The organism is Empedobacter sp. UBA7611 (assembly GCF_002484365.1).
Lineage (GTDB): Bacteria > Bacteroidota > Bacteroidia > Flavobacteriales > Weeksellaceae > Empedobacter > Empedobacter falsenii_B.
Genome location: NZ_DLJR01000021.1, coordinates 1 through 25,001 on the forward strand (window position 1 = coordinate 1; position 25,001 = coordinate 25,001).

A 25,001-nucleotide genomic window follows, 5' to 3' on the forward strand; every position below is an offset into this window, starting at 1 on the left:
TGCTATTTTGTTTAATATATTCATCTTAAAGCTTGTTCATATAATCAACAAGTTTAATTTTATCTTTCTCTAAACTTAGATTCAAATTATTCTTATTTACAAAATCTACTAATTCTGGACTATTTTGAATTTTATTTAATTGTTTTTCATTTGTAGGAAACTCATAAAACTTATCTTCTTTATATCTAATCAAATATAAATCACTATCATTTACTAATGAAAATTTTGTATTTGCTTTATTGGCATTATTTTTAAATTCTCCATGAGTTATTATCTTTTTATTTCTTTTATACAAAGAAAATTTATCTTTATCATATACCAAAACTTCTAAATAACCTTCAATTTGACCATTTTTAGTAGGATATTTAAGAAATTGATATTGAGTTAACGGGAAATAAATCATCAACTCAGGAACTTTGGTTAAATTAAAAATTTTACCTTCTTTTTCAAATTCCATCTCATCTGAATAAGCATTATATCTCAATTTAGAAAAGTCAAGATTAAACCCTTTAATCTCTATGTCTTCAAAATTTGGATTAAAATATTGGCTTCCTTCGTATTGTTCTATGACTTCACCTTTATTTCTTAAAGCAATTTCATTTTGAATATTACTTATTTGATGGGATATTCTTTCATTTAAAGTTCTATCAACCCCATCTGTTAATAAATTTTGTTGAGCATTGACACCTAAACAAAAAGAAGCAAAAAAACAAAATATTTTAATTTTTAACATACTCATAATATTTACTATCCAATATACAATTTATTTCATTAAAAATCAATAAAATAAAAAAAGCAGCAAAAATAATTTTGCTGCTTTTATAAAGAAAATGGATATTATATTATTTAGTCATCCACCATAATTTTCCATTAATTGGATCCTTTCCGCCATAAGCTGAAACTGCAGCATTCCAGTTAGCTGAATTAAGTGTTTGTTCACCTAGAGGATAAGCAATTCTAGAAGGAAGATCTGTCATTCCAGCAACTAAAGGCGTGAATACATAAGGAGTTCCATCTATTTCATAACCTGTTTGACCAGGCAATAATAAAATTGATCCATTAGGATATCCAGTACGTCTATATTCTACCCAAGCAGTTTGAGGCTGCATATACAAAGCAATATACTTTTGAGTAATTACATTTTCTTTATTTGCAGCTGGTAATGCAGCTACATAAGCATCAATTTTAGCTTGATCTACTCCCCATTTTTGCATAGATGCTATCACACCATTCACATAATTAGTTTGGTTCCAACCATTAGCTTCTGATAACAAGAATTCTACTTCAGAGTATTCCATTAAAACCTCAGCATAATCTGCAGAGAAAATAGTTTTTGAAAATGGAGATACTTTAGATACCTGATTATTTGATGATAAACGATCAGAAGGTAATCCATAAGGAATTCCTTGATATTTTGTAATATCATCCGTTTCTACATAGTTACCTGAACCAGCGTTAGCTTTTGATGTTCCTAAAGGTGCAGCATATTTTTGTAAACGTGGATCAACTCCATAATTACCAGATTGTCCTTTTAATAGTCTTATTAATTGATTATTCACATAGAAGTCATTTCTATTTCCTACAAAAAATTCACTCCAAAATGGAGAACCTTCCACAGCCGATGTTCCATAATGTTGCAAAGCATTGTCTTCATTTGAGGTAAAAATTCCTTTTGCAATAGCATCTTGCATTTCAGCTTTCGCTTCAGGATATACATCTTTAATTTGGTTAGCAATTCTTAAACGTAACGAGTTTGCAAATTTTTTCCATTTAGATGCATCTCCAAAATAAATTTGGTCACCAATTTTATTCTCAGGACTTGTAAATACATTCTTTTCAGTAATATCCAATTGCGCTTCAGCTTCTTTTAGCTCTTGTAACAAATTTTTAAAGATAACTTCTTGCTTAACATATTTAGGTTGAGCATACGTATCAATTTGTAAAGCTTGAAAATCAGGATTCTTTGCACCACTTAATGACCAATAAGGTACATCACCGAAATAATTTGTCAAATCCAAGAATTCGTAAGCCATCATAATACGTGCTACAGCAATCTGTGTATCAACATCTCCGTAAGCAGCTTGTTGTGGTCCTAAAACAGGATCTGTACAAATACTTATTACCTTTTTTAAGTTAGATAAAGATCGATAACTTGCGTTCCATGCTTGATCTCCTGTTGTCGTACGATAAGCGTATTTATCCTCTTCTGTATAGTTTCTCTGTGCTGAATATTGTACCCAAGGCAATAACATACGTCCAGACACCCATCCATCTCTCATCTCATCTACAAATATTTTTGTAGCAATAGGAAAGATTGTATATGTAGGCGCATTTTCGGGTGCATTAGGACTAATATTCATTTCTTCAAATCCATTATCGCAAGAAGATAATAAAGCACTTCCTAGTAATGCTGATAATATAATTGTTTTATTGATTCTCATAATAATTTAATTTTTAGAATTGTAACTTAAGATTCATACCATAAGTTCTTGTAGATGGTAAAGACCCTCCTTCAATACCTTGTATATTTCCAGAACCATAAGAAGCCATTTCAGGATCAAATCCTTTTTTATCTAATCCCCATGTAGCTAAGTTTCTACCAAATGCAGATACAGTAACGTTAGCAAAAGGCCCTGCCCATTTTTTAGGGAAAGTATACGATAAAGTTACTTCACGTAATTTGATGTAGTCTGCATCAAAAACATTTCGGCTATCTACACCATTGTAATATGCTTTATAATAATCGTAAGCAGAAACTTCAGTTGTGTTTTTAACATATGATTTTGTTCCTTCATCCCACATTACACCATCTGCAACAACTCCATTCTCACGTACTCCGTTAGCAGCAGTTTCTTCTAACATACCAGAGTACATACCCCACATATGAGAAGTAGAGAAGAATTTACCTCCTTTTTGAATGTCAATTAAAGCTGATAAAGCAACACCTTTGTATGTAAATGTATTTCTAATACCCATGTTATAATCAGGAATAATTGATCCTAAATTCTTAACTTCAGATTTTTCATAGAATCCATTTGCATCTACTACTTTATTACCTTGATCATCATAAACAAAGTCTGTACCTCTTAACTGTCCATACTGTTGACCAGATATAGCCCATAATTGAACACTAAATGGTGCAGTTGATAAATTGTATGAATCCATTTCATCAGAAACTTTACCTACTTTATTGTTGTTTTTAGCAAAATTCCACGTTACTTTCCATTCAAAATCTTGATTTCTTAATGGAACAATATTTACTAATGCTTCAACACCTTCGTTACTCATCTCTCCTGCATTCAACCACTTATATCCATTTCCTGTAGACCAAGAGTGCTGAACTGGCACTAATAAATCTGTACGTTTCTCATTATAATAAGTCACATCAAAACCGAAACGATTATTAAACATAGATGCTTCTAAACCAACTTCCCATGTATCTTTAATCTCAGGTTTTAATAACGGATTCATCTTAGTATTTGACTGAATAAATGTAGGCGTTCCATTAAAGTTTATACTTGAACCTAATACATCCCCTGTTTGATATGGAGTTAAATCAGATGAAACTTGCGAAACACCTGCTCTTAATTTACCAAAATTTAACCAACTTGGTTTAAATACTTCAGAGAATACAAAACTCCCTGTGACAGATGGATAAAAATAACTATTATTTATTATAGGTAATGAAGAAAACCAGTCATTACGGCCCGTTGCCTCTAAGAATAACATATTCTTATATCCCAAAGAGATCATACCATATATAGAGTTCACTTCTGAAGTTTCTCTAAAACTCGATGTTGTTGGATTATCTAAACTATTTCCAATAAAATAATAATTAGGAACAACTAATCCACCATTTGTAGAAGATGATAATCTACTTTGTGTTTTGTGTCTTCTGTTCACCCCTGCAAAAGCATTTAAGGAGAAGTCTCCCCATTTTTTATCAAAATGTATACGTCCTTCATAGTTCATCTCAGTAAACTTATAGTACGCTTCAGAATACTTTGACATTGCTTGAGATCCTACAGCAACACGTTCAGACACTTGCATATCATAAGTATCTCCCATTACATTTGCAACAGCATAAAGTCCTGGTGCGATGTCATATTTAAATTCCACATTTCCGTAGAAACGATCTCTTTTATCTTTTGATGTATTTTCATTCACTACCCAGTATGGATTATCAGAATAAGCTGGTGTACCATCATCCCAAGAAGTTCTATTCCAAGAACGTTGGTTACCATTCGCTAATTTATAATCTTTTAATTTATTATAATCCAATTGTCTTTGCCCCCATTGGAACATTTTTTGAGCTACTGAGTTATCTCCATATCCAACCTCTGGTCTATTGAAACCGTCAGTTCTAGTATAAGTTAAATTAGTTGTTACAGTAAATACATCACTAAATTTATTTGATAAGTTAATACTTGCTGTCGTTTTCTTTAAACTAGAATTTGGAACGATACCTGTTTGGTTAACATTAGATAACGAAACTCTTAAATTAGTAGCCTCATAAGATTTTGCAAACGATACACTATTCGTATATGCGACTCCTGTATTAAAAAATGACTTTACATCATTTTTTGAAGCTCTCCAAGGCGTTGTTTTCATGTAATCGCTAGCAAATTCAGGATCAAAAGCATACCATTGTAAAACTTCTTGATTGTTAAATCTTGGTCCCCAAGATTCATCTGTAGCATAATCTACAATTTGATAATCTTTACCTCCAATATTTACAGTTTCAAAGGTATCAGAAGCTCCACCCCCATATAAACTTTGTAATTTTGGAATTTGGTTAATAGACTCAAAAGCAACACCAGTATTAACAACGATATCTTCTCTACCTTTTTTTCCAGTTTTTGTCTTGATCATAATTACTCCATTCACAGCACGAGAACCGTATAAAGCAGATGCAGGTCCTCCTTTTAAAACGTTGATAGACTCTACATCATCTGGGTTAATATCAAACGCTCCATCACCATAATCACGACCTCCGCCACCACGCTGAGTATTTGTATCATTAACATTATTATTAGCTAATGGAATACCATCAATAACTATTAAAGGTCTATTTTCTCCTGTAATAGATCCAATACCTCTTAACGTAATACGTGTAGAACCTCCTAAAGATGAAGGTGCAGTAATTTGTGCTCCAGCAACATTACCAGATAAAGATTGTAATGCATTACTTCCTCTACCTGCTTGAATAACATCTCCTTTTACCTCTTGAGATGCATATCCTAATGATCTTTTATCACGAGTAATTCCTAATGCTGTTACTACAGCCCCTTCTAACTCTACCGTTTCAGAAGGCTTAAGAGTTACTTTATATTCTGAACCTGCACCAACTGAAAAAGTTTGAGTTGGTAATCCCATTGCTTCTACTGTTACTAAATCTCCTTGTTTAGCTTCAATACTAAACATTCCATTTTCGTCAGTGTAAGCTTCTTTTCCTGATGTTGTTTTTACAACAGCATCAGCTACTGGAAGTCCATCAGAGTCTGTTACAGTTCCTGTAACTGTCTTTTCTTGCGCATATAAAGAAGCTCCTAAAAGAAGTCCTCCTAATACAAACAAGTTTTTTAAATTTCTCCTCATCTGTTAAAACATTTTTAAAACTTTCGTAAACTTAAGATTTCTCTAACATTTACAAAACTTTTTTATGCTAAATTTTGATAACTTTGTTAAAAAAATAAAAAATTGTATAAAGTTTTATCAAATCACGAATATGAAATAGGTTGTGATGAAGCAGGAAGGGGTTGTTTGAGCGGTCCTGTTGTAGCAGCAGCAGTTATTTTAGGAAGAGATTTTGAAAATGATATTATTAATGATTCAAAACAATTATCTGAAAAGAAAAGAAATTCGTTGAGAACATTTATAGAAGAAAATGCTAAATATTGGGCAATTGGAATTGTTTGGCCGAATGAAATTGACGAAATAAATATCTTAAACGCTAGTTTTTTGGCTATGCATCGAGCTATTGATCAATTAGATTGTCCGAAAGATTTGATTGTTGTTGATGGAAATCGTTTTAATAAATACCATGATGTCCCACACGAATGTATTATAAAAGGTGATTCAAAATATATGAATATTGCGGCAGCATCTATTTTAGCAAAAACGTATCGTGATGAATATATGGAAAGAATACACGAAGAATTCCCCATGTACGATTGGAAAAAAAACAAAGGTTATCCAACAAAAGCTCATCGTTTAGCAATAAAAGAATTTGGAGCTACTCCTTATCACAGAATGACATTTAAATTATTACCAGATCAATTAAGTCTAGATTTATAAAAAGAGGTTGTTAATAAATTAACAACCTCTTAAAACTTAAAAAAATTAGTACAGCTTATTTCTTAGTCACTTTTTGCGAATAAGATTTTTTATCTGTTTTTATATTTAATAAATATACTCCTTTTGGATATTTAGATAAATCTATTTTTGATTCTTTTTTATCTATCTTATTTGTTTCTACTAACAATCTACCTGACATATCAAAAACTTGATAGCTAACAATTTTTTCTTTGCTTGACAGTGTAACAAAATCAGCAGTAGGATTAGGGTAAATATTAAACTCAACTTTATTTAAATCTTCTAATCCTAAAGAATTACAATTAATTTGTGCTGCCCATCCTTTTAACTCTAATCCACCATCTGATCTAAAACGAATTGTAATTGCTCCAGAGTCATCTGTAGAAACGAATGGTCCAGGAATTTTATTTCCGTTTAATTCTTTTCCATTTTCAAATAATTTTGAAGCATTACTAGATGTTCCATTATATACATTCATATAATCATAAACTCCATTTTCATCAGCAGGTTCTACATCAAACTCTGTAAAAGTGATTGACACTTTTTCGCCCGCAACAAGAGGTTTAAATACTTTTATAAAATTCTCATTAGGCGAGTAGTTTCCATTTGCTCCACCAGAATCATAATAAATATCTCCATTACAATAATCTCCAGGAATTTCAATAATTGATGTTACAGAAGAAGAATTAGATGTTGCTGTACATTTATTTGCTACTTCAATTCTGTAGTATGCATTTCGATCTAAATTTTCAAACTTTAATATTTTTGATGTCGTTTCTTTCCATTGAGCTTCTGTATCACCAATTTTCTGAAACTTATAAATCCAAACAGTTCCTACATCATCATTTAACGTATATGTAATATTTTGTCCTTCAAGAGAACCTGTTACAGATTTTATCGTTTGTGGACAAGTCATACTACAATCTGTACTTAAACAAATTTTACCATCAACAGTAGCACGAATTAAATTCCCTGGTTGTTCTCCGAAACCATTAGAAAAGTTAATACCTACTCCACCTACTAAATGACAATAACTCATAATTGTACCTTTATCAGCGTAAGGTATTGGTCCTGTAGGACAAGTTCCTTCTGCTAAACTAGGATCATAAGTTGGAGCACAACCATCTATTGCAGTATTATCTCCATTCCATGAACATGCATGTGTATGAGGTGAACCTAATGCGTGCCCCATTTCATGTGTCATCGCCATAATTGTCCAAGAATAAACAGGCACATTATTATAAGTCATGTTAATTCCTGAATAAGCAAAATGATATTCATTATTACACATTGAATTTAGATAAGCAACAGAAGTTGTAGATGGATAATTAACCAAATGCGCTAAATCTCCATCAAATTCTGTTCTTGTTGTTCTAAATTTGTTTAACTGAGCACTATAATTACCCGTATATGGATCTTGCTCTTTCCAAATCATCACTTTAGATAAAGAAGTTCTGATGTAATCATTTGTATAAAGTGTCGCAATATTATTATGAATAGCTGTTAACCAATTCAGTGTTTTTGTTTCATCTAAACCATTTTGCTTATATGGAGCATATGCAATCTCATAATAAACACGAACACATTTTTCAGTCATTTCATTCGTTGTCTTTTTTAAGATTTTTGGATCATAATTAGGTTTATAATTTTTATTTTCTTCTAATTGATCTACAGCACACTTTACGTTACTTTTTGCTTCTACATTATATGAAGAATACGTTACATATTCTTCAGAATTTTGTAATTTACCAATAACCACATCTCCTAGAGCAGTAGATGAAGCAACACCAATCACTTGATCTTCGAAAATAGAAATTGCAACAACAGACGTTTTATCGCCTTGGATAATTCCTTGATAATACAATCCTGGTTTGTAATTAATTAATTTATTATTTTGATCGACTGCTTTAAAATTATCCGTAAACAATGCATCATTCTTTACTAATTCTAAACTAATTTGACGCCCTTCAAACGGAACATCTAATGTTAAAGAAGTTGGTTTTGATTGATATAATTTAGTTAATTCTGCTTTTTCTAAATTAAAAACAGAAACTCCTTTTGCAAAGTCTGCAAATTGATTCCCTTTTTGTTGAATTACATCGCTGAATACATCATACGATTTGAAACTACGACTCGTTAATTTAGCTTGCTCTACTTTTTTAGCAATCGGCCTTTCTTGACCAAAAGTAAGCGTACTAAATACGAACGCAATTAATAGTAAAATTAATTTCTTCATATTTATTTTGTGTTAATTGTTGTAAATATATTGCTTTTCAAATTTTATAGCACAAAAAAAGAGTAGATAAATTATCTACTCTCTCAATATTTAATAGAAAAAATCTTCTTAAATCCTCACAACATCTGGAACTAATATCTCATATTTCCCTGCGTTTCGCATGACATCACGCACAATGCTTGAACTGATGTAAGCTTTACCAGAAGATGTTAATAAAAAGATTGTTTCAATATTATGATTTGTAATTGCTCGGTTTGTGTGCGCAATCGCTTTCTCAAATTCGAAATCGGCTGGATTACGAAGTCCACGTAAAATAAATTGTGCATTTACCTCATCACAAAAATCTACAGTCAGACCTTTATAAGCCATCACTTCTACATTTTCGAATTTCGCAACAGAATCTTCAATAAACTTAATTCGTTGCTCCAAAGAAAACATATAATTCTTCGATGAATTTGTTCCAATGGCAACAATAATCTTGTCAAATAAAGGAACTGCACGCTCTATAATATCTAAATGTCCTAAAGTAATTGGATCAAAAGACCCAGGAAATACGGCTACTCTATCCATGCTGAAGGTCTATTTAAAGCAAATTCTATTTCACTATCCATCAAATCCTCTAATGCAATTCCTGCATGAGCAGCTTGCTGAGGAAAAATACTTGCAGGAGAAAAACCTGGTAACGTATTCATTTCAATAAAATGCGGTTCTCCATTTACAATAATATATTCTGAACGAGAAAATCCAGACATATTAATACATTTATATGCTTTAGCTGCAATTTCTCTTACTCTTGCTTCAACTTCTGGCGTTAAACGAGCTGGCGTAATTTCGTCAGACAAACCGTTATATTTTGCATCATAATCAAAGAATTCTGTGTGCGAAACAATTTCCGTAATTCCCAACACCATTGTTTCTCCTTTGTAATTTAAAACTCCAACCGAAACCTCTGTTCCATCTAAGAAAGATTCGATCAAAACTTCTTTATCTTCAAGAAAAGCTTTTTGCATTGCTGCCTCAAATTCTTCTTCTTTATGAACTTTAGAAATTCCTAAACTTGATCCTGAACGATTTGGCTTTACGAAACAAGGTAAACCAACTTTATTGATAATTTCTTTTGCAGAATATTGATCACCTTGATTAATATAAATTGATTTCGCGTGCGGAATTCCATATTTACTCAATACTGCAATACAATCTTTTTTATTAAATGTTAAGGCAGATTGATAAAAAGGACATCCATTGTATGGCAAATCAATCATTTCAAAATACGCTTGCAAATAACCATCTTCGCCTGGCGTACCATGAATTGTATTAAAAACGACATCAAACGTAATTTTTTCTCCATTTTTTTCAAATGAGAAATCACCTTTATTGATTGGATATTTTTCTCCATCAATTTCGGCAAACCAACCTTCTTTTAAGATTCGAACCCTTGTTCTGTCGTACTTTTCTGGATTCAGACTTGAGTAAATTAACTCGCAACTTTTCAACGAAATCACGCTTTCATCCGTATATCCACCTGCTACAACTGCTACTCTTAACATGTTTAATTTAAAATTTATTCAAATATAGAACTTTGACATCAATCATAAATATTATTTTTAAACTATATTTGTGCGACAATTTATCATTTCAATGAAAGGAGTAAAATCAATCATTCAAGTTTTGCTGAATGTAGCTATTGTAATAGCGCTATCATTTGGGCTTTACCATTTTATTTTTAACGTTTGGTTAGATTCGTATACAAATCACAATGAATTTGTTGAAGTTCCGGATTTATCTAAAATGAATATTACTGATGCTACAGCTAAGTTAGAAGAACTTGGTTTGACATACGAAGTAGATAGTTCTCGTTTTGATCCAAATACGAAACCTTTTGCAATTATGGATTTTTATCCTGCAGCAGAATCGCGTGTAAAAGAAGGTCGTCGTATCTTTATTAAGTCAAATCCGAAAACATATCGTCCAGTTGAATTACCAGATTTAGTTGGAAAATCAAAACGTTTGGCCTTTACGCAATTAGAAATTTCTGGTCTTAAAATCGGAAAAATCATTTACGAACCAGATTTAGCAAAAGATGCAGTTCTTAAAATATTATACAACGGAAAAATTGTAAAAGCAGGAGAACAATTACCTCGTTTTGCGACAGTTGATTTGGTATTAGGACGCGGAATGTTATCTGGTGTTAGAATGCCTAATTTGGTTAATTTAACATTGACAGAAGCTAAAAAATCAATCAAAGATAATTTCTTCGAGATTGGTCAAATCAAATTTATTGGAGCTTCTCATGATACAATCAACGCAAGAGTTGTTTATCAATTCCCATTTGCTACGGATACTTACGATCAAGGTCAACCAATTGATATTTGGTTATCAACAGAACCTCGCGATAAAATTAGAACGCAGTTAAAAGAATTGGATGTTCAGTACAAAAACTTTGGCGAAGATACAATTAGCGGTTCTCAATATAGAGATATTATAACACAAAAAGCTGAACAGCAGATCAAAGATATGCAACAACAGCAACAACAAAATAATCAGCCTACAGAGCAACAAAAGCCTACAGAAGCGCCTAAAGCTCCAGAAGAGATTATTATAGAATAGAAAGAGAATAAATGACAGAAGATTTAGAAGATTTCTTACAAGAGGAAAACGACAATAAATTATACGAGCATTTTTCAATAACGGTTGACAAAGGTCAATCGTTATTGCGTATAGATAAGTTCTTAATGATTAGAATTGAGAACGCAACAAGAAATAAAATTCAACAAGCAGCCGATAACGGAAACATTTTAGTGAACAATGAATCTGTAAAATCGAATTACAAAGTAAAGCCTGGAGATTTTATTCAGATTATGTTAGAAACTCCTCCACGCGAGAATGAAGTTATAGCAGAAGATATTCCAATCAAAATTATTTACGAAGATGATCAAGTTGTCGTAATTGATAAAGAACCTGGAATGGTTGTACACCCTGGACATGGAAATTATACAGGAACTTTGGTAAATGCCTTAAAGTTTCATTTTGATAATTTACCATCAATGTCAGATCAGATGGAACGTCCTGGTTTGGTACACCGTATCGATAAAGACACAAGCGGACTTTTGGTTATTGCGAAGACAGAAGTTGCGATGACAAGTTTAGCGGAACAATTTGCAGCTCACACAACAGACCGTTTATACAATGCTTTGGTTTGGGGAGTTTTGGCAGAACAAGAAGGAACAATTACAGGACATATTGGTCGACACTTAAAAGATCGTATGCAAATGGCAGTTTTTCCTGATGGAGATCAAGGTAAACATGCTGTGACACATTATAAAGTAATGGAGAATTTTTCTTATGTTACATTGGTCGAATGTAAATTAGAAACTGGTCGTACACATCAAATTCGTGCGCATTTCAAACATTTGGGTCATCCATTATTCAATGATGCTCGTTATGGTGGAGATCGCATTTTGAAAGGAACAACATTCAACAAATACAAACAGTTTGTTGACAATTGTTTCGCTGCTTGTCCTCGCCAAGCTTTACACGCACGCACATTAGGATTTGATCATCCTACAACAGGAGAACGTATGTATTTCGAATCCCCGATGCCTGCTGATATGATAGATATTTTAGAACGTTGGAGAAATTATTCGGCAAACTCTGTTCATGCAACAGAACCTGAGGAAAAAATTGATCGCAACGCAAAAGAAATGGAATAGATTTATTTTTAATTATAAAGCACTTCTACGGAAGTGCTTATCTATTTCTATATAAAAACTTACACGATTTTAATCAATGAATTTTTCAGAATTAAATATAATTGAGCCAATTTTAAAAGCAATTGAAGAGGCTGGATATACAGAACCAACCGAAATTCAAGAGCAATCTATTCCTTTAGTTTTAGAAGGAAATGATATTATTGGTTGTGCACAAACAGGAACAGGAAAAACAGCATCTTTCGCAATTCCTATTCTACAAAACTTAACAAATTCTCCGAGTAAAGGAAGAAAAATTAGAACATTAATTTTAACGCCAACACGTGAATTAGCCATTCAAATCAACGAAAGTTTTAAATTATATGGTAAAAATTTACCATTAAAACATTTAGCGATTTTTGGAGGTGTTAATCAAAATCCACAAATTGGAGCCATCAAAAATGGTGTTGATATTTTAATTGCAACGCCTGGTCGTTTGTTGGATTTGATTGGACAAGGACATTTAAAAATTAATCAAATAGAGATTTTTGTTTTAGATGAAGCCGATCGTATGTTGGATATGGGATTTGTTCATGAAATCAAAAAGATTTTAGAAATCATTCCAAAAGAAAGACAATCACTTTTCTTCTCGGCAACGATGCCAAAAAACATTCGAAAATTTTCTCATTCAGTTCTTCGTCGTCCAAAAGAAGTCAGCGTGGCACCTGTTTCTTCGACTGCCGAAACAGTTGAGCAATTTGTTTATCATGTAGACAAAGACATGAAAGTAAAACTTTTGGTTAGCATTTTAAACGAGCATCCAGAAGATCGTACCTTGATTTTTACACGTACAAAACACGGCGCAAATCGTTTGGTAAGACACTTGGAAAAAGCAGGAATCCCTGCTGCGGCAATTCATGGTGATAAATCTCAAAATGCAAGACAACGTGCTTTAAATGATTTCAAAGAAGAAAAATTAAAAGTATTAATTGCCACTGATATTGCTGCTCGTGGAATCGATATTGATCAATTACCTTATGTGATCAATTACGAATTACCGAATGTTCCTGAAACATATGTACACCGAATCGGACGTACTGGTCGTGCGGGACGCGAAGGAAAAGCAATTTCTTTATGTGCTGCTGACGAAAGAGGTGATTTGGCAAATATTGAGAAATTGATTGGTAATTATGTGACGGTGATTAAAACACCAAAAGAGTTTTATAAATTACCTGACGCAAATAGTAACAATAATAATTTCAAGAAAAATAATACAGGTTTTAAACCCAAAAAAGATACGAAACCAAAGAATCCTCATCGAGGAAGAAGAAAATAAAGCAAAAAAAATCACTTCGAGACGAAGTGATTTTTTTATATTTTCATAGTTGAGTTAAAATTATTTCTCTTCAGCATATTTATCTACAATCATGCTCAATGCGCCATCAGTTGTAATATTACACGCCGTTCCAAAACTATCCTGCAATGCGAAAATAGTCAAGATCAAAGCTACTCCAGCTTCATCAAACCCTAAAACATTTGAAATTAATCCTAACGAAGCGACAACTGTTCCACCTGGAACTCCTGGTGCACCAACTGCAAAAACGCCTAAAAGCAAAACAAAAGTTACCATTGTTCCTAAATCAGGAATATGACCATACAATACTTGCGAAACCGTCATCACAAAGAAAACTTCTGTCAAAACCGAACCACATAAATGTGTATTCGAGAAAAATGGAATCGTAAAATTAGCAATCGTTGGTTTGATTACTTTACTATCGTCAACTGCTTTCACAGCAATACCCAAAGATGCAGCAGAAGACATTGTTCCAACAGCCGTTAAATAGACAGGAGGATAATGTTTTAGTAGTTTGAATGGATTTGTTTTATGATAAAACCCTGCGATTGTATACATTAATGTCATCCAAATAAAATGACCAATAATAACGATTAAAATTACTTTCAAGAAAACTGGTAATTGTTTTTCAATAGAACCTTCATAACTCAAAATTGCAAAATTTGCAGCAATGAAAAAAGGTAAAATTGGAATCAAAACTTTATTTACCAAAAGAATTACAATGTCTTTAAATTGATCAAAAATATTTTCTAATTCCTTCGCTTTTGTAATCAAAATTCCCATTCCTAGCATCAACGAAATAACCAACGCTGTCATCACCGAAAAAATTGGCGGAATATCTAATTGAAATAAAATTTTTGGAACTTCTCGCAACGAATCCACTGAAGTTGGAATAGATAAATTTGGAATGATTTGATAACCTGCAATCATCGAAAATAACCCTGCTCCTATCGAAGACAAATAGGCAATTAACAATGAAAAACCTACGATTTTAGCTGAACCTTCGCTTAATTTCGTAATTGAAGAAACAATAAAACCAATCACAATTAACGGAACCAAAAAGAAGATTAATTGTCCTGTAAAATATTTTAAGGATAAAACAACTTGAATTGTATTTTCGTTCAGATAATTTCCTAAAACCAAACCGGCAATCACACCCAAAAGCAATCGAAATAATGTATTGCTCGCAATCTTTTTTAACATTTGACACAAAATTTGCGACAAATATAAACTCTATTAATTTAATAGACTAAATATGTTTTAGAAAATATTTTAAATCTTTGAAATTATATGAATTAAAAAAAGTTCAAAATAAAAAGAACATTGTCACTCTGAGCCTGTCGAAGAGTCTTTTCTATTTTTTGATAATAAAGGTAAATCTTCAAATCTATTATTAATTAAAGCTTCTTTTTTAGCTCTACTCCAACCTTTCAATTTCTTCTCAAAAATTATTGCATAGTTTACGTCTAAAAATTCTTGATTAAAAACTAGTTCAACTGGTCTTCTCGAAAAAGTATAACTCATAGAATCTATTCCATCGTTATGCTCATTAATTCTTTTTTGGAGATTATTTGTCACCCCTACATAATACGAATTGTCAGAACATTTTATAATGTAGACATAATATATTTTTCTCATAAACAAAGCTTTATTCTTCGACATGCTCAGAATGACCGCAGTATTATTTATAATCTTTTTATGTCACTCTGAACTTGTCGAAGAATTATTATTTTAAGACTCCTCTCTCACAAACTGAATTGCCAAATTAAGTGCATTATTCGAAACAATTTTGATGAAATCTTCTCGATCTAAATAGGGATAAAAATATTTTTTATTCCATGTTGAATGACCATTTGTAATCGAAATCCAAACTGTTCCAACCTCTTTTCCATCTTCACCTTTATTTGGACCAGCGACACCAGTTGTAGAAATACTAATATCCGTTTTTAATTGATTTCGAACACCTTTTGCCATTTGTTCAGCAACTTGTTCCGAAACTACTGTAAATTCATCAATATCAGATTGATTCACATTTAGCAAATTTACTTTTACCGAAGTGTCGTATGAAACTATTGTTCCAAAATAATAAGCAGAACTTCCCGAAACAGAAGTGATCAAACTTGCTATATTTCCTCCAGTACAACTTTCGGCAGTCGAAATTGTCAATCCTTTTTCTTTTAAAATATCACCCAAAATTTGCTGCGCATTTCCTGAATTTTCAGAAACTAGAAATTCTCCTGCAATTAATTTGAATTGATTGATTTGATGCTGAATTTCATTTTGTAAAAATTCTTTATCTGTTCCAAACGCTGAAAATCGTAAATCAATAGAAGTTCGATTCGGTAAATACGCCAAATGAATAAATTCGGGCAAATTATTTTCCCATTCTTCTAACAAAATTGCTAAATCACTTTCTGGAATTCCACTCACCAAAATATCATGATGAACAATAGTTTCTGATTGAAATTGGTCTTGTAATTTTGGAATAATTTCGTCACGAATTAATCCTTTCATTTCAAAAGGAACACCTGGTAAATTGATGATAATTTTATTCTCAATTTCTGTCCAAAGACATGGCGCTGTTCCATATTTGTTCTGAATAAATATAGACTTTTTTGGAATTAACGCTTGATCTTGATTAAGATTATTCAACTCTTTTGTGTAACCTCTTGCTTGAAATAATTGAACAATATTCTCTAAAATTTTTGGTTCTTGAATTAATTCACAATCTAAAAATTGACACAAAGCTGCTTTGGTTTTATCATCTTTTGTCGGTCCTAAACCTCCTGTTACAATTACAATATCTGATTTAGAAATTCCTCGTTCGAAAGCTTCAATAATATGACTCATTTCGTCTTGAACAGAAATAATTTCTTCCACTTCAATCCCAATCGTATTCAATTGTTTGGCGATAAATGCCGAATTTGTATCCACAATTTGTCCGATAAGAATTTCATCACCTATTGTGAGTAATGTCGCTTTAATTTTCATACACAAAAAAACTTGCTTAAAGTTAAGCAAGTTTGATTTCATTATTTATATGATTTTATTTTCTATCTACACCTTGATTATGTAATTCGCGCTGTTTTTGATTATCCTCTTCAATCATTCTCATAAATTCTGAATAGGATACCTTTTGTAACTTATTATTTATTGTAAAAATTGGTGCTTTTTTTAATTCTTTTTTCTTTGTCGCATTCCATGAAATCATCACTTCTACATCATCTTTCGTGTATTTATAATGCAATTCTAAAATCAAACCTTTTGTACCATAATATTTATCTGGCGAATACGAATAAGGAATTGAAGGCGCATACCAAGCAATAACATCAACATCTTTGTATTTCCCGATTGCTTCTTTGGTTTCGATTCCAAGAATAGTTTTACTTTTTCCAGTATCAGTAAAATTTACATAATTAAGCGAATCATAAATGATCATTTTCTTTACAAACAAATCTGTTTCATTGTAAAAAACTTTCTCTTTGTAATCAAAAATTGGTTTTTCTCCTATATCTGGACTAATTCCCATTGAACCTCCTTGTGCTTGTTGAGAATTATCTATTTTTTGAATATTCACTGATTGACTTTGAGTTTTATTATAGGAAAATTGATAATTAATCGAAGGAATATTTTTAGACATTTCTAAAACTTCGTCTCTTTGTTTTTGATCTGGATAATATTGTTTCAAATTTTCTAAAGCTTTATCCGTAAAATGAATTTGAGGTTTTACTTCAAAATCTATTTCATAAAATTGTGCTTGTACAAAACTTGAAATGAGAATGATTAGTATTAATAGTTTTTTCATGTTAATTATTTTTTATCAACTCCTTCGCTATTGTTTCTCAATTCATTCATTTTTTTATTAGCTTCATCATAAATTTTTGCTATTTCTTGTTGAGATACAATAGGTAATTTTGAAGCTTTATCAGCTTTAAGAGGATTTTTGAATTTATATTTTTTTACATTTGGTTGAATAGCTTCTACACGAATAATATTATCCATTCGTCCAACTTTTTCACTTTCAACAAATAAATTCATCTCTAAAACAAATCCTTCAATTGGTTTTACATTTATCGGCATAAAATCAAAATCAATTTCTTTGGTATACCATGCTTCTACTTTATATTTTTTAAAATCAGAAGTTGCTTTATAAACTTTATAACCCAATATTTCTTTTGTTTCGTTTGAATATTCCCAAACTAACTCTTCTATTGGATTTTTGACAATATATTTTTTACCGTAAACATCTTCTTCTTTATAATTTTCATTCAATCTAAAATCTGAATATGTCACTCCTAAAGGCAGTCCTACAACTGATTTTTTAATTTCTCCCTGATAATTTTGATCGTTATTAATTTTTTCTTGTTCAACAGAATTTTGCTCATTTTTAGAAGAATAAATTAAAAAATCTATTGGTTTTGGATTTTCATTCTGTTCAATATTCCATTTTCTTTGTTCTTCATTTTTAATATCTGAAAAAACTTTTTCAATATATTCTGAAGTATACTTTGTATGATGTTTAAATCTTACTTTCACTTCATAAACTTGCGCTTGCGCAAAACTTGAAAAAATGATAATTAGTGTTAAGAAGTTTTTCATAATTGTAATTTATATTTTAAAAATAAAAAAAAAAAGTTACAAATCATTGCAACTCTTCTAAATATTAAATTTAAATTATTTTTATAAAATATGTTTCTCAGCGTGGTAAGAAGAACGAACCAATGGTCCAGATTCTACATGACGGAATCCTAATCCACGAGCGAAATCTTCGTATTTTTTGAATTGTTCTGGCGTGATAAATTCTTTCAAAGGCAAATGTTTTTTCGTTGGTTGTAAATATTGACCAATTGTAATGACATCTACATTTGCATCAGCAACTTCCTGAATTGTTTCAAAAACTTCGTCTTCAAACTCACCTAAACCAAGCATAATTCCAGTCTTTGTACGATGTTGACCTGCTTCTTTTGCATAACGTAAAACTTCTAACGAACGATCATATTTCGCCTGAATACGAACTTCGCGCGTTAAACGACGAACCGTTTCCATATTATGAGAAAGTACTTCTGGAGCAGCTTCTACAATACGATCGATGTGTTTTTCGATTCCTTGAAAATCTGGAATCAAAGTTTCCATCGTTGTTCCTGGGCTAATTCTACGAACAGCGTGTATTGTTTCTGCCCAAATAATAGAACCCATATCTTTTAAATCATCACGGTCAACAGAAGTTAAAACCGCATGTTTTATTTGCATTAATTTGATAGAACGCGCTACTTTTTCTGGTTCTGCCCAATCCACTTGCTCTGGACGACCAGTTTTCACACCACAAAAACCGCATGAACGCGTACACACATTTCCCAAAATCATAAATGTTGCAGTTCCTTCACCCCAACATTCGCCCATATTAGGACAACTTCCACTTTGGCAAATGGTGTTCAATTTATACTTATCTACTAAACCTCTTAATTCGCGATGTTTTTTCCCTGTAGGCAATTTTACACGCAACCATTCAGGTTTTTTTACTCTTCCATCTGGTAATAGCTCAACACTCATACATTACTTTTCTGATTGGCTAATTTACAAAGTTTTTTCGAAAGCTATTACATCCTAAATAAATGAAATAAAAATATAGTTTTTAACATTTTTTGGAATATTATTTGGATTTTAATCAGTTAAAATCAATAACAAATGAAAAACTCAATTATCCTTACACTTATTTTTAGCTCAATAATTTATAGTTGCGAAACAAAGACAGATAAAGATCTTATAAAAACTGAAGAAGCAACAACTGAACATAAAGATTCAACTATTCAAAAAGAACCAATAAACTCGTCAGACACACATATTATTGATACGCATAACGCGAAAACTTCTATTGATTGGGTAGGAACTTATGAAGGAATTTTACCATGTGCTGATTGTCCTGGAATTAAAACAACTGTAACTTTAAATAAAGATGAAACTATAAAAGTAGTTTCTGAATATATGAAAGGTAACCAAAAATTAATAGATGAAGGTCGTTTCCAATGGACTGCTGATAATAATGCTTTGTATTTAGATACAAAAGATAAAAATCGACATTTTTATAGAGTAGGTGAAAATAAACTAATTATCCTATCTCAAGAAGGTGAAGATATCAAAGGTCCATTAGCAGATAAATACATTTTATTAAAAAAGTAAGATTATTAAATCAATATGAAAGACAGTAATTAAGCTGTCTTTCATATTAAAATAAGTTTAATTGTTTCGATTCTAATTCCAACAAAAATTGTTTGCGTTTCTTTCCGCCTGCATACCCAGTTAACGAACCATCTGAGCCAATTACGCGATGACAAGGTACTACGATTGCAATTTTGTTTTTTCCGTTCGCATTTGCAACTGCTCGTATCGCTAATAAATCTCCAACAGCTATCGATTGTTCTTTGTATGATCTTGTTTCTCCAAATGGAATTTTGATTAATTCGTTCCAAACTTTTTTCTGGAAATCTGTTCCAATCAAATCAAGTGGAATGGTAAATTCTTTTAAATTTCCTTTAAAATAATTGTTCAATTCAGTTTCTAAACGATTCAAAATTTCATCATCTTTTTCTAAAATTTCACCTAAGTTTTCTATTTCTTTGAGTTGTTTTTCGGTCGATTTTCCATCAAAAAACTCTAACATACAAAGTCCTTTTTCCGACTTTATTGCAAGCATTTCTCCAAGAGGTGTTTGTATTTTTTTTGAGCGAAACATTTTATAAAATTTTAGTTGAAAGTTAGAAAAATATAGTCGTAATTTGGTATCAAATTTGTTGTTAAAAATATCATAAAATTAATTTATGAAAAAATCTATTTTCGCGAGTATTTTCGCATCTTTCATTATATTCTCTTGCCAATCAAAAGGTGTTCAACAAGAACAAAAAAATACAGATTCTTCTAAAGAAATTACAGAAGCTGTAAAAAAAGAACACAATTCTATGAATTCGTTGGATTGGGCTGGAAAGTATGAAGGAACTTTACCTTGTGCCGATTGCGAAGGAATAAAATATATTGTTGAATTGAAAAAAGATGGTAACTTTTTTATTGAACAAGAATATTTAGGAAAAGAAACAGTTTATCAAGACGAAGGATTTTATAAATGGGATGCTTCTGGAAATGTTTTACATTTGAATTCGAATGTAAGTCCGTTAGTGTTGAAAGTTGAAGAAAATAGATTGAAAGTTTTGGATCAACAAGGAAAAGAAATCACAGGAAATTTGAAAGATAAATACATCTTGAAAAAGACTAAATAATAAAAAATAAAAGGCAATCTCGATTACGGATTGCCTTCTATTTTTGAAATTATTTTAGTTCAATAAATGATCTTTTGTTAATTTTTCAAAAACTTTAATTACACCAATTACTTGAATTTCTTCTTGTAAATATTCTTCAAAAGTAAAATAGTTGTAAGCTTCAATTTCATTTGTTGGTTTTATTTCTTCGTTCAAATCGTACAAAAAACAATCTTGTTCCATCAAAAGGTTTTGCTCTCCATACGCTTCGGCCGTAATATGACAATAAAAATTGAGCTCTTCTCTTACCAAATCCAAACTCAATTCTTCTTTTATTTCTCTTACCAAAGCTGTTTCAGAATTTTCACCTTTATCAATTTTTCCACCTGGTAAATACCACGCTTTTTTATTTTTGCTAAATGTCAAAAGCAGTTTATTATTTTTAATAACTAATAAACCCGCTGTTGGTAATTGAATCATCTTTTATTTTTCTAAACTTTTTTGCCATTCCCAGGCAGTACGCATACTTTCTGATAATTTTGTTTCAGGTTTCCAACCCAATTCTTTTTCTGCTAAAGAGTTATTTGCATAAGCTTCGATAATATCTCCTGCGCGACGCTCTTTGATTTCGTATTTCAATTTCAAATCATTGGCATCTTCAAATGCGTGAACAACTTCTAAAACCGTAGATCCTGTTCCCGTTCCAAGATTAAAGAATTCTAGCTTTGCTTTATTTTTATTTTCGATCAAACGAGTTACCGCTTTTACGTGTGCATCAGCCAAATCATTTACATTAATATAATCACGAATTGCCGTTCCGTCACGCGTTGGATAATCATCTCCCCAAACCGATAATGCTTCTCTGATTCCAGCTGCAGTTTGTGTAACATAAGGAATTAGATTATTTGGAATTCCTTTTGGTAATTCTCCAATTTTAGCAGTTGGATGCGCACCTACTGGATTGAAATAACGTAAACAAATCACATTTTTATCAAAGGCTGCTGAGAAATCTTCTAAAATTTCCTCTCCCATTTGTTTCGTTTTTCCATAAGGAGATTCAGGTTTTTTCAGTGGAGTTTGCTCATCAATAGGCATTTTATCCGCTTGTCCGTAAACTGTACAAGACGAACTGAAAATAATATTATTAGCATCAAAATCTTTCATTGCATCCAAAAGATTAATTAAACCTAAAAGATTATTTCGATAATACATCAACGGTTTTTCAACAGATTCTCCAACTGCTTTATGCGCTGCGAAGTTGATAATTCCATCTATTTTATTTGTTTTGAAAAATTCGTTTACTTTTTCTTGATCTTTTAAATCAATCTCGAAATAAGTTGGTTTTGTTCTAGTAATAGAAGTAATTTTATCCAACACGCTAATTTCTGTGTTCGATAAGTCGTCTATAATCACAACTTCATAACCTGCATTTTGTAAAGCTACAACTGTGTGCGAACCAATGTAACCCAAACCTCCAGTTACTAATATTTTACTCATTTTTAATATTTAGTTTTTATAGTGAAATCAAATTTAGGAAAATAAAAAAGCTTCTGAAACTAATCAGAAGCTTTTTCGTATTATTTTTTAGGATAAATTATTTTCCAAAAAATTCGCGAACAGCAGAAGTGATATAAGCTAATTGCTCTTCATCTAACTCTGTATGCATTGGCAAAGACATTACTTCTTCTACCAATTTGTTTGTATTTGGAAAATCTGCATCATTATAATGTCCGTTATCATACGCCTTTTGTTTACGTAATGGAACAGGATAATAAATCATCGCAGGAATTTCTTTTTCAGTCAAGAAAGCTTGTAATTCATTACGTTTACCATTTGTTACACGTAACGTATATTGATGGAATACGTGAGTTGTGTCTTCTCCTTTTACAGGCGTTAATAATGCATCAATATCTTTAAAAGCTTCTGTATAATAAGCCGCAGCTTTGTTACGAGCAGCGTTATAATCATTTAAGAAAGGTAATTTACGACGTAAAACTGCTGCTTGAACAGAATCCAAACGAGAGTTAACACCAACTTCATCGTGGTAGTAACGTTTGTACATTCCGTGATTTACAATTCCACGTAAACGATGTGCAATATCATCATCATTTGTAAAAATTGCTCCACCATCACCATAACAACCTAAGTTTTTTGAAGGAAAGAAAGATGTACAACCAATGTGACCAATTGTTCCAGCTTTTCGACCTTTGTAATCCGCTCCAATAGCTTGTGCAGTATCTTCTACAACATATAAGTTATGTTCTTTTGCAATTGCCATAATCTCGTCCATATTCGCACATTGACCAAATAAATGAACTGGAATAATTGCTTTTGTTTTTGGCGTGATTGCCGCTTTTAATTTTTCTGTATCAATTGTAAAAGTATCATAATCAACGTCAACTAATATTGAATTTAATTTCAATAAATCAATAACTTCAACAGTTGCAGCAAATGTAAAATCAGCAGTAATTACCTCATCACCTGGTTCTAAACCTAAAGCCATCAAAGCAATTTGCAACGCATCAGTTCCGTTTCCACAAGGAATTACGTGTTTTACATTTAAGTAATTTTGCAATTCAGTTTCGAATTGTTTTACTTCTGGTCCATTAATAAAAGCAGCCGAATCCAAAACATTCAAAATTGCTGCATCAACGTCTCCTTTTATTTTTTGATATTGACTTTGTAAGTCAACCATTTGTATTTTTTTCATAACTTAATGAATCTTTCAAAATCTACAACTTTAAAAAGTCGTTATTATTACAACAAATGTACAAAAAAAGCTCATTCTAAATTTTTAACTTTGCAACATTGTGCAAGGATTTTATAACACATCAATTAAGGCGTACGGAATGGCGCTAAAATTGGCTTCGAATTTTAACGAAAAAGCAAAACTTTGGGTAGATGGAAGAAAAAATTGGGAAGAAAAAATAGCTTCTAAAATTTCAGAAACCGATAAAGTTTTGTGGGTACATTGTTCATCTTTAGGCGAATTTGAACAAGGTAGACCAGTGATCGAAGCATTGAAAGAAAACTATCCAACACATAAAATTGCTGTTTCATTTTTCTCTCCTTCTGGTTATGAAATTAGAAAGAATTATCAAGGCGCAGACGTTATTTTTTATTTGCCTTTGGACACAAAATCAAATGCAGAAAAGTTAATAAAAGTGCTTCATCCAGAAATTTTGATTTTGGTGAAATACGAATATTGGTTTAATTTGATTATCGAATTACATCAGCAAAACATTCCTACAATTGTAGTTTCATCTATTTTTAGAGAAAGTCAAAATTTTTTCAAAAAAGACGGAAATAATTGGTTTGCGAAAAAATTAAGTTTGATAAATCATTTCTTTGTTCAAAATCAAAAATCAAAAGATTTACTGGATTCAATCAATATCACACAAAATACAATTGCAGGCGATACGCGATTTGATCGTGTCAAACAGATCATTCATCAAGATAATGAATTGGATTTTATGAATGATTTTAAACAAAATTCGAAATTAATTGTTGTTGGAAGTTCTTGGCCAAAAGATGAAGAATTATTTGTGAATTTAATCAACCAAAAATTAAATAATGATTGGAAAATTGTTTTTGCACCACATAATTTGAATGATGCTGAAATCAATTCTTTTCAGAATAAAATCAACCAAAAAGCAGTTAAATTTTCTGATTTAGAAAAAACTTCGCAACAAGATTTAATCGATTCGAAAATATTTATTCTAAATACAATTGGTATTTTATCAAAAGTCTATTCTTATGCAGATATTACCTATATTGGCGGAGGTTTTGGTGCAGGAATTCATAACACGTTAGAAGCGGTGACATTTGGAAATCCTGTCGTTTTTGGTACTAAATACAAGAAATTTCAGGAAGCTGTGGATTTGATTGAAATTGGCGGAGGATTTTCTATTGCGAATCAACATGAATTTGATACAATTATGAATCGTTTGATGAATAATGAAAATTTTCGAAAAGAAAGTGGAAAAAAAGCTGGAGATTTTGTTCAAAATTCGCCAAATGCAACTAAAATTATTTTAGAATATTTAGATGATATTTTGTAAATCTTAAAATTTTATCAATTTTAACAAAAAAGGCACAGAAATTGTGAGTCAAAAAAGCATTATTGATTTTTTAAAGATGTAAATCAATCTTTTGTATGAATA

The 25,001-nt window shown here is 31.3% G+C and carries 23 protein-coding genes; 7 read left to right on the forward strand and 16 right to left on the reverse strand.

Annotated features, from left to right (window positions below; genetic code table 11):
* Positions 1-25: 25 nt before the first annotated feature.
* From B3R94_RS02445 to B3R94_RS02455, 3 genes are all read right to left on the reverse strand, one after another.
* Positions 26-733: a hypothetical protein gene (locus B3R94_RS02445; protein ID WP_291098414.1), complete on the reverse strand. Its 708-nt coding sequence runs from the start codon at positions 731-733 to the stop codon at positions 26-28.
* Between the two features lie 109 nt (positions 734-842).
* Positions 843-2,441, reverse strand: a complete 1,599-nt coding sequence (locus B3R94_RS02450) for a SusD/RagB family nutrient-binding outer membrane lipoprotein (RefSeq protein WP_291098417.1) — start codon at positions 2,439-2,441, stop codon at positions 843-845.
* Positions 2,442-2,454: 13 nt separating this feature from the next.
* Entirely contained in the window at positions 2,455-5,598 is a 3,144-nt protein-coding gene (locus tag B3R94_RS02455; RefSeq protein ID WP_291098420.1) for a SusC/RagA family TonB-linked outer membrane protein, read from the reverse strand.
* A 102-nt stretch (positions 5,599-5,700) separates the two neighbouring features.
* Between B3R94_RS02455 and B3R94_RS02460 the strand changes: the two genes are divergently transcribed.
* Entirely contained in the window at positions 5,701-6,297 is a 597-nt protein-coding gene (locus B3R94_RS02460) for a ribonuclease HII (protein WP_180905039.1), read from the forward strand.
* Between the two features lie 55 nt (positions 6,298-6,352).
* Here the strand turns inward: B3R94_RS02460 and B3R94_RS02465 are convergent, their stop codons facing one another.
* The 3 genes from B3R94_RS02465 to B3R94_RS02475 all read right to left on the reverse strand — a co-directional run bounded on the left by B3R94_RS02465 (position 6,353) and on the right by B3R94_RS02475 (position 10,098).
* Positions 6,353-8,551: a T9SS type A sorting domain-containing protein gene (locus B3R94_RS02465; RefSeq protein ID WP_180905040.1), complete on the reverse strand. Its 2,199-nt coding sequence runs from the start codon at positions 8,549-8,551 to the stop codon at positions 6,353-6,355.
* 108 nt (positions 8,552-8,659) lie between these two features.
* Complete coding sequence (gene coaD / locus B3R94_RS02470) at positions 8,660-9,121, reverse strand: pantetheine-phosphate adenylyltransferase (protein ID WP_219033660.1); 462 nt, start codon at positions 9,119-9,121, stop codon at positions 8,660-8,662.
* Positions 9,109-10,098 (reverse strand): D-alanine--D-alanine ligase, encoded by a 990-nt coding sequence (locus B3R94_RS02475; RefSeq protein WP_280063334.1) that lies wholly within the window; start codon positions 10,096-10,098, stop codon positions 9,109-9,111. Before B3R94_RS02475 ends, coaD begins: the two co-directional genes overlap by 13 nt.
* A 91-nt stretch (positions 10,099-10,189) precedes the next feature.
* Here B3R94_RS02475 and B3R94_RS02480 point away from each other — a divergent pair, with 91 nt between their 5' ends.
* The 3 genes from B3R94_RS02480 (at position 10,190) to B3R94_RS02490 (ending at position 13,573) form a co-directional block, all read left to right on the forward strand.
* The gene (locus B3R94_RS02480) at positions 10,190-11,158 is read left to right on the forward strand and encodes a PASTA domain-containing protein (RefSeq protein ID WP_125348649.1); all 969 of its coding nucleotides are present in this window, start codon (positions 10,190-10,192) and stop codon (positions 11,156-11,158) included.
* 11 nt (positions 11,159-11,169) lie between these two features.
* Positions 11,170-12,261 (forward strand): RluA family pseudouridine synthase, encoded by a 1,092-nt coding sequence (locus B3R94_RS02485; RefSeq protein ID WP_115001543.1) that lies wholly within the window; start codon positions 11,170-11,172, stop codon positions 12,259-12,261.
* A gap of 76 nt (positions 12,262-12,337) precedes the next feature.
* Complete coding sequence (locus B3R94_RS02490; protein ID WP_291098426.1) at positions 12,338-13,573, forward strand: DEAD/DEAH box helicase; 1,236 nt, start codon at positions 12,338-12,340, stop codon at positions 13,571-13,573.
* A gap of 60 nt (positions 13,574-13,633) precedes the next feature.
* On the opposite strand, the gene B3R94_RS02495 is transcribed toward B3R94_RS02490, so the two are convergent.
* The 6 genes from B3R94_RS02495 to lipA form a co-directional block, all read right to left on the reverse strand.
* Entirely contained in the window at positions 13,634-14,794 is a 1,161-nt protein-coding gene (locus tag B3R94_RS02495) for a dicarboxylate/amino acid:cation symporter (RefSeq protein ID WP_125348645.1), read from the reverse strand.
* Positions 14,795-14,917: 123 nt separating this feature from the next.
* Positions 14,918-15,229 (reverse strand): GIY-YIG nuclease family protein, encoded by a 312-nt coding sequence (locus tag B3R94_RS02500; RefSeq protein WP_038331876.1) that lies wholly within the window; start codon positions 15,227-15,229, stop codon positions 14,918-14,920.
* 93 nt (positions 15,230-15,322) lie between these two features.
* Positions 15,323-16,582: a CinA family nicotinamide mononucleotide deamidase-related protein gene (locus tag B3R94_RS02505; RefSeq protein WP_291098429.1), complete on the reverse strand. Its 1,260-nt coding sequence runs from the start codon at positions 16,580-16,582 to the stop codon at positions 15,323-15,325.
* 55 nt (positions 16,583-16,637) lie between these two features.
* The gene (locus B3R94_RS02510) at positions 16,638-17,396 is read right to left on the reverse strand and encodes a GLPGLI family protein (RefSeq protein ID WP_291098432.1); all 759 of its coding nucleotides are present in this window, start codon (positions 17,394-17,396) and stop codon (positions 16,638-16,640) included.
* 5 nt (positions 17,397-17,401) lie between these two features.
* Entirely contained in the window at positions 17,402-18,190 is a 789-nt protein-coding gene (locus B3R94_RS02515; protein WP_291098435.1) for a GLPGLI family protein, read from the reverse strand.
* An 81-nt stretch (positions 18,191-18,271) separates the two neighbouring features.
* Positions 18,272-19,141 carry a lipoyl synthase gene (lipA, locus tag B3R94_RS02520; RefSeq protein WP_280036882.1) on the reverse strand — a complete coding sequence of 290 codons (870 nt, stop codon included), beginning with the start codon at positions 19,139-19,141 and terminating at the stop codon, positions 18,272-18,274.
* 135 nt (positions 19,142-19,276) lie between these two features.
* Here lipA and B3R94_RS02525 point away from each other — a divergent pair, with 135 nt between their 5' ends.
* Positions 19,277-19,768 carry a copper resistance protein NlpE gene (locus tag B3R94_RS02525; protein ID WP_219033666.1) on the forward strand — a complete coding sequence of 164 codons (492 nt, stop codon included), beginning with the start codon at positions 19,277-19,279 and terminating at the stop codon, positions 19,766-19,768.
* Between the two features lie 46 nt (positions 19,769-19,814).
* On the opposite strand, the gene B3R94_RS02530 is transcribed toward B3R94_RS02525, so the two are convergent.
* A complete protein-coding gene (locus tag B3R94_RS02530) occupies positions 19,815-20,321 on the reverse strand; it encodes a methylated-DNA--[protein]-cysteine S-methyltransferase (protein WP_038331868.1) in 507 nt (168 codons plus the stop codon).
* A gap of 85 nt (positions 20,322-20,406) precedes the next feature.
* On the opposite strand from B3R94_RS02530, the gene B3R94_RS02535 reads away from it, so the two are divergent.
* On the forward strand, positions 20,407-20,859 hold the full coding sequence (locus B3R94_RS02535) for a copper resistance protein NlpE (RefSeq protein WP_115001559.1): 453 nt from the start codon (positions 20,407-20,409) through the stop codon (positions 20,857-20,859).
* 54 nt (positions 20,860-20,913) lie between these two features.
* Here B3R94_RS02535 and B3R94_RS02540 read toward each other — a convergent pair whose 3' ends face one another.
* The 3 genes from B3R94_RS02540 to B3R94_RS02550 form a co-directional block, all read right to left on the reverse strand.
* Entirely contained in the window at positions 20,914-21,318 is a 405-nt protein-coding gene (locus B3R94_RS02540; RefSeq protein WP_291098440.1) for an NUDIX hydrolase, read from the reverse strand.
* 3 nt (positions 21,319-21,321) lie between these two features.
* Positions 21,322-22,335, reverse strand: coding sequence for a UDP-glucose 4-epimerase GalE (galE, locus tag B3R94_RS02545; protein WP_115001563.1), 1,014 nt, complete (start codon positions 22,333-22,335; stop codon positions 21,322-21,324).
* A 97-nt stretch (positions 22,336-22,432) separates the two neighbouring features.
* Complete coding sequence (locus B3R94_RS02550) at positions 22,433-23,548, reverse strand: DegT/DnrJ/EryC1/StrS family aminotransferase (RefSeq protein WP_038331857.1); 1,116 nt, start codon at positions 23,546-23,548, stop codon at positions 22,433-22,435.
* Positions 23,549-23,648: 100 nt separating this feature from the next.
* Here B3R94_RS02550 and B3R94_RS02555 point away from each other — a divergent pair, with 100 nt between their 5' ends.
* Positions 23,649-24,899, forward strand: a complete 1,251-nt coding sequence (locus tag B3R94_RS02555) for a 3-deoxy-D-manno-octulosonic acid transferase (RefSeq protein WP_291098443.1) — start codon at positions 23,649-23,651, stop codon at positions 24,897-24,899.
* The last annotated feature ends 102 nt before the right edge of the window (positions 24,900-25,001 follow it).

What these genes read in the sequence shown, in the direction of transcription:
- B3R94_RS02445 (WP_291098414.1), bottom strand. Translation starts at nt 733, where the DNA reads ATGTTAAAAATTAAAATATTTTGTTTTTTTGCTTCTTTTTGTTTAGGT.
- B3R94_RS02450 (WP_291098417.1), bottom strand. Translation starts at nt 2,441, where the DNA reads ATGAGAATCAATAAAACAATTATATTATCAGCATTACTAGGAAGTGCT.
- B3R94_RS02455 (WP_291098420.1), bottom strand. Translation starts at nt 5,598, where the DNA reads ATGAGGAGAAATTTAAAAAACTTGTTTGTATTAGGAGGACTTCTTTTA.
- B3R94_RS02465 (WP_180905040.1), bottom strand. Translation starts at nt 8,551, where the DNA reads ATGAAGAAATTAATTTTACTATTAATTGCGTTCGTATTTAGTACGCTT.
- coaD (WP_219033660.1), bottom strand. Translation starts at nt 9,121, where the DNA reads ATGGATAGAGTAGCCGTATTTCCTGGGTCTTTTGATCCAATTACTTTA.
- B3R94_RS02475 (WP_280063334.1), bottom strand. Translation starts at nt 10,098, where the DNA reads ATGTTAAGAGTAGCAGTTGTAGCAGGTGGATATACGGATGAAAGCGTG.
- B3R94_RS02480 (WP_125348649.1), top strand. Translation starts at nt 10,190, where the DNA reads ATGAAAGGAGTAAAATCAATCATTCAAGTTTTGCTGAATGTAGCTATT.
- B3R94_RS02485 (WP_115001543.1), top strand. Translation starts at nt 11,170, where the DNA reads ATGACAGAAGATTTAGAAGATTTCTTACAAGAGGAAAACGACAATAAA.
- B3R94_RS02490 (WP_291098426.1), top strand. Translation starts at nt 12,338, where the DNA reads ATGAATTTTTCAGAATTAAATATAATTGAGCCAATTTTAAAAGCAATT.
- B3R94_RS02495 (WP_125348645.1), bottom strand. Translation starts at nt 14,794, where the DNA reads ATGTTAAAAAAGATTGCGAGCAATACATTATTTCGATTGCTTTTGGGT.
- B3R94_RS02500 (WP_038331876.1), bottom strand. Translation starts at nt 15,229, where the DNA reads ATGAGAAAAATATATTATGTCTACATTATAAAATGTTCTGACAATTCG.
- B3R94_RS02505 (WP_291098429.1), bottom strand. Translation starts at nt 16,582, where the DNA reads ATGAAAATTAAAGCGACATTACTCACAATAGGTGATGAAATTCTTATC.
- B3R94_RS02510 (WP_291098432.1), bottom strand. Translation starts at nt 17,396, where the DNA reads ATGAAAAAACTATTAATACTAATCATTCTCATTTCAAGTTTTGTACAA.
- B3R94_RS02515 (WP_291098435.1), bottom strand. Translation starts at nt 18,190, where the DNA reads ATGAAAAACTTCTTAACACTAATTATCATTTTTTCAAGTTTTGCGCAA.
- lipA (WP_280036882.1), bottom strand. Translation starts at nt 19,141, where the DNA reads ATGAGTGTTGAGCTATTACCAGATGGAAGAGTAAAAAAACCTGAATGG.
- B3R94_RS02525 (WP_219033666.1), top strand. Translation starts at nt 19,277, where the DNA reads ATGAAAAACTCAATTATCCTTACACTTATTTTTAGCTCAATAATTTAT.
- B3R94_RS02530 (WP_038331868.1), bottom strand. Translation starts at nt 20,321, where the DNA reads ATGTTTCGCTCAAAAAAAATACAAACACCTCTTGGAGAAATGCTTGCA.
- B3R94_RS02535 (WP_115001559.1), top strand. Translation starts at nt 20,407, where the DNA reads ATGAAAAAATCTATTTTCGCGAGTATTTTCGCATCTTTCATTATATTC.
- B3R94_RS02540 (WP_291098440.1), bottom strand. Translation starts at nt 21,318, where the DNA reads ATGATTCAATTACCAACAGCGGGTTTATTAGTTATTAAAAATAATAAA.
- galE (WP_115001563.1), bottom strand. Translation starts at nt 22,335, where the DNA reads ATGAGTAAAATATTAGTAACTGGAGGTTTGGGTTACATTGGTTCGCAC.
- B3R94_RS02550 (WP_038331857.1), bottom strand. Translation starts at nt 23,548, where the DNA reads ATGAAAAAAATACAAATGGTTGACTTACAAAGTCAATATCAAAAAATA.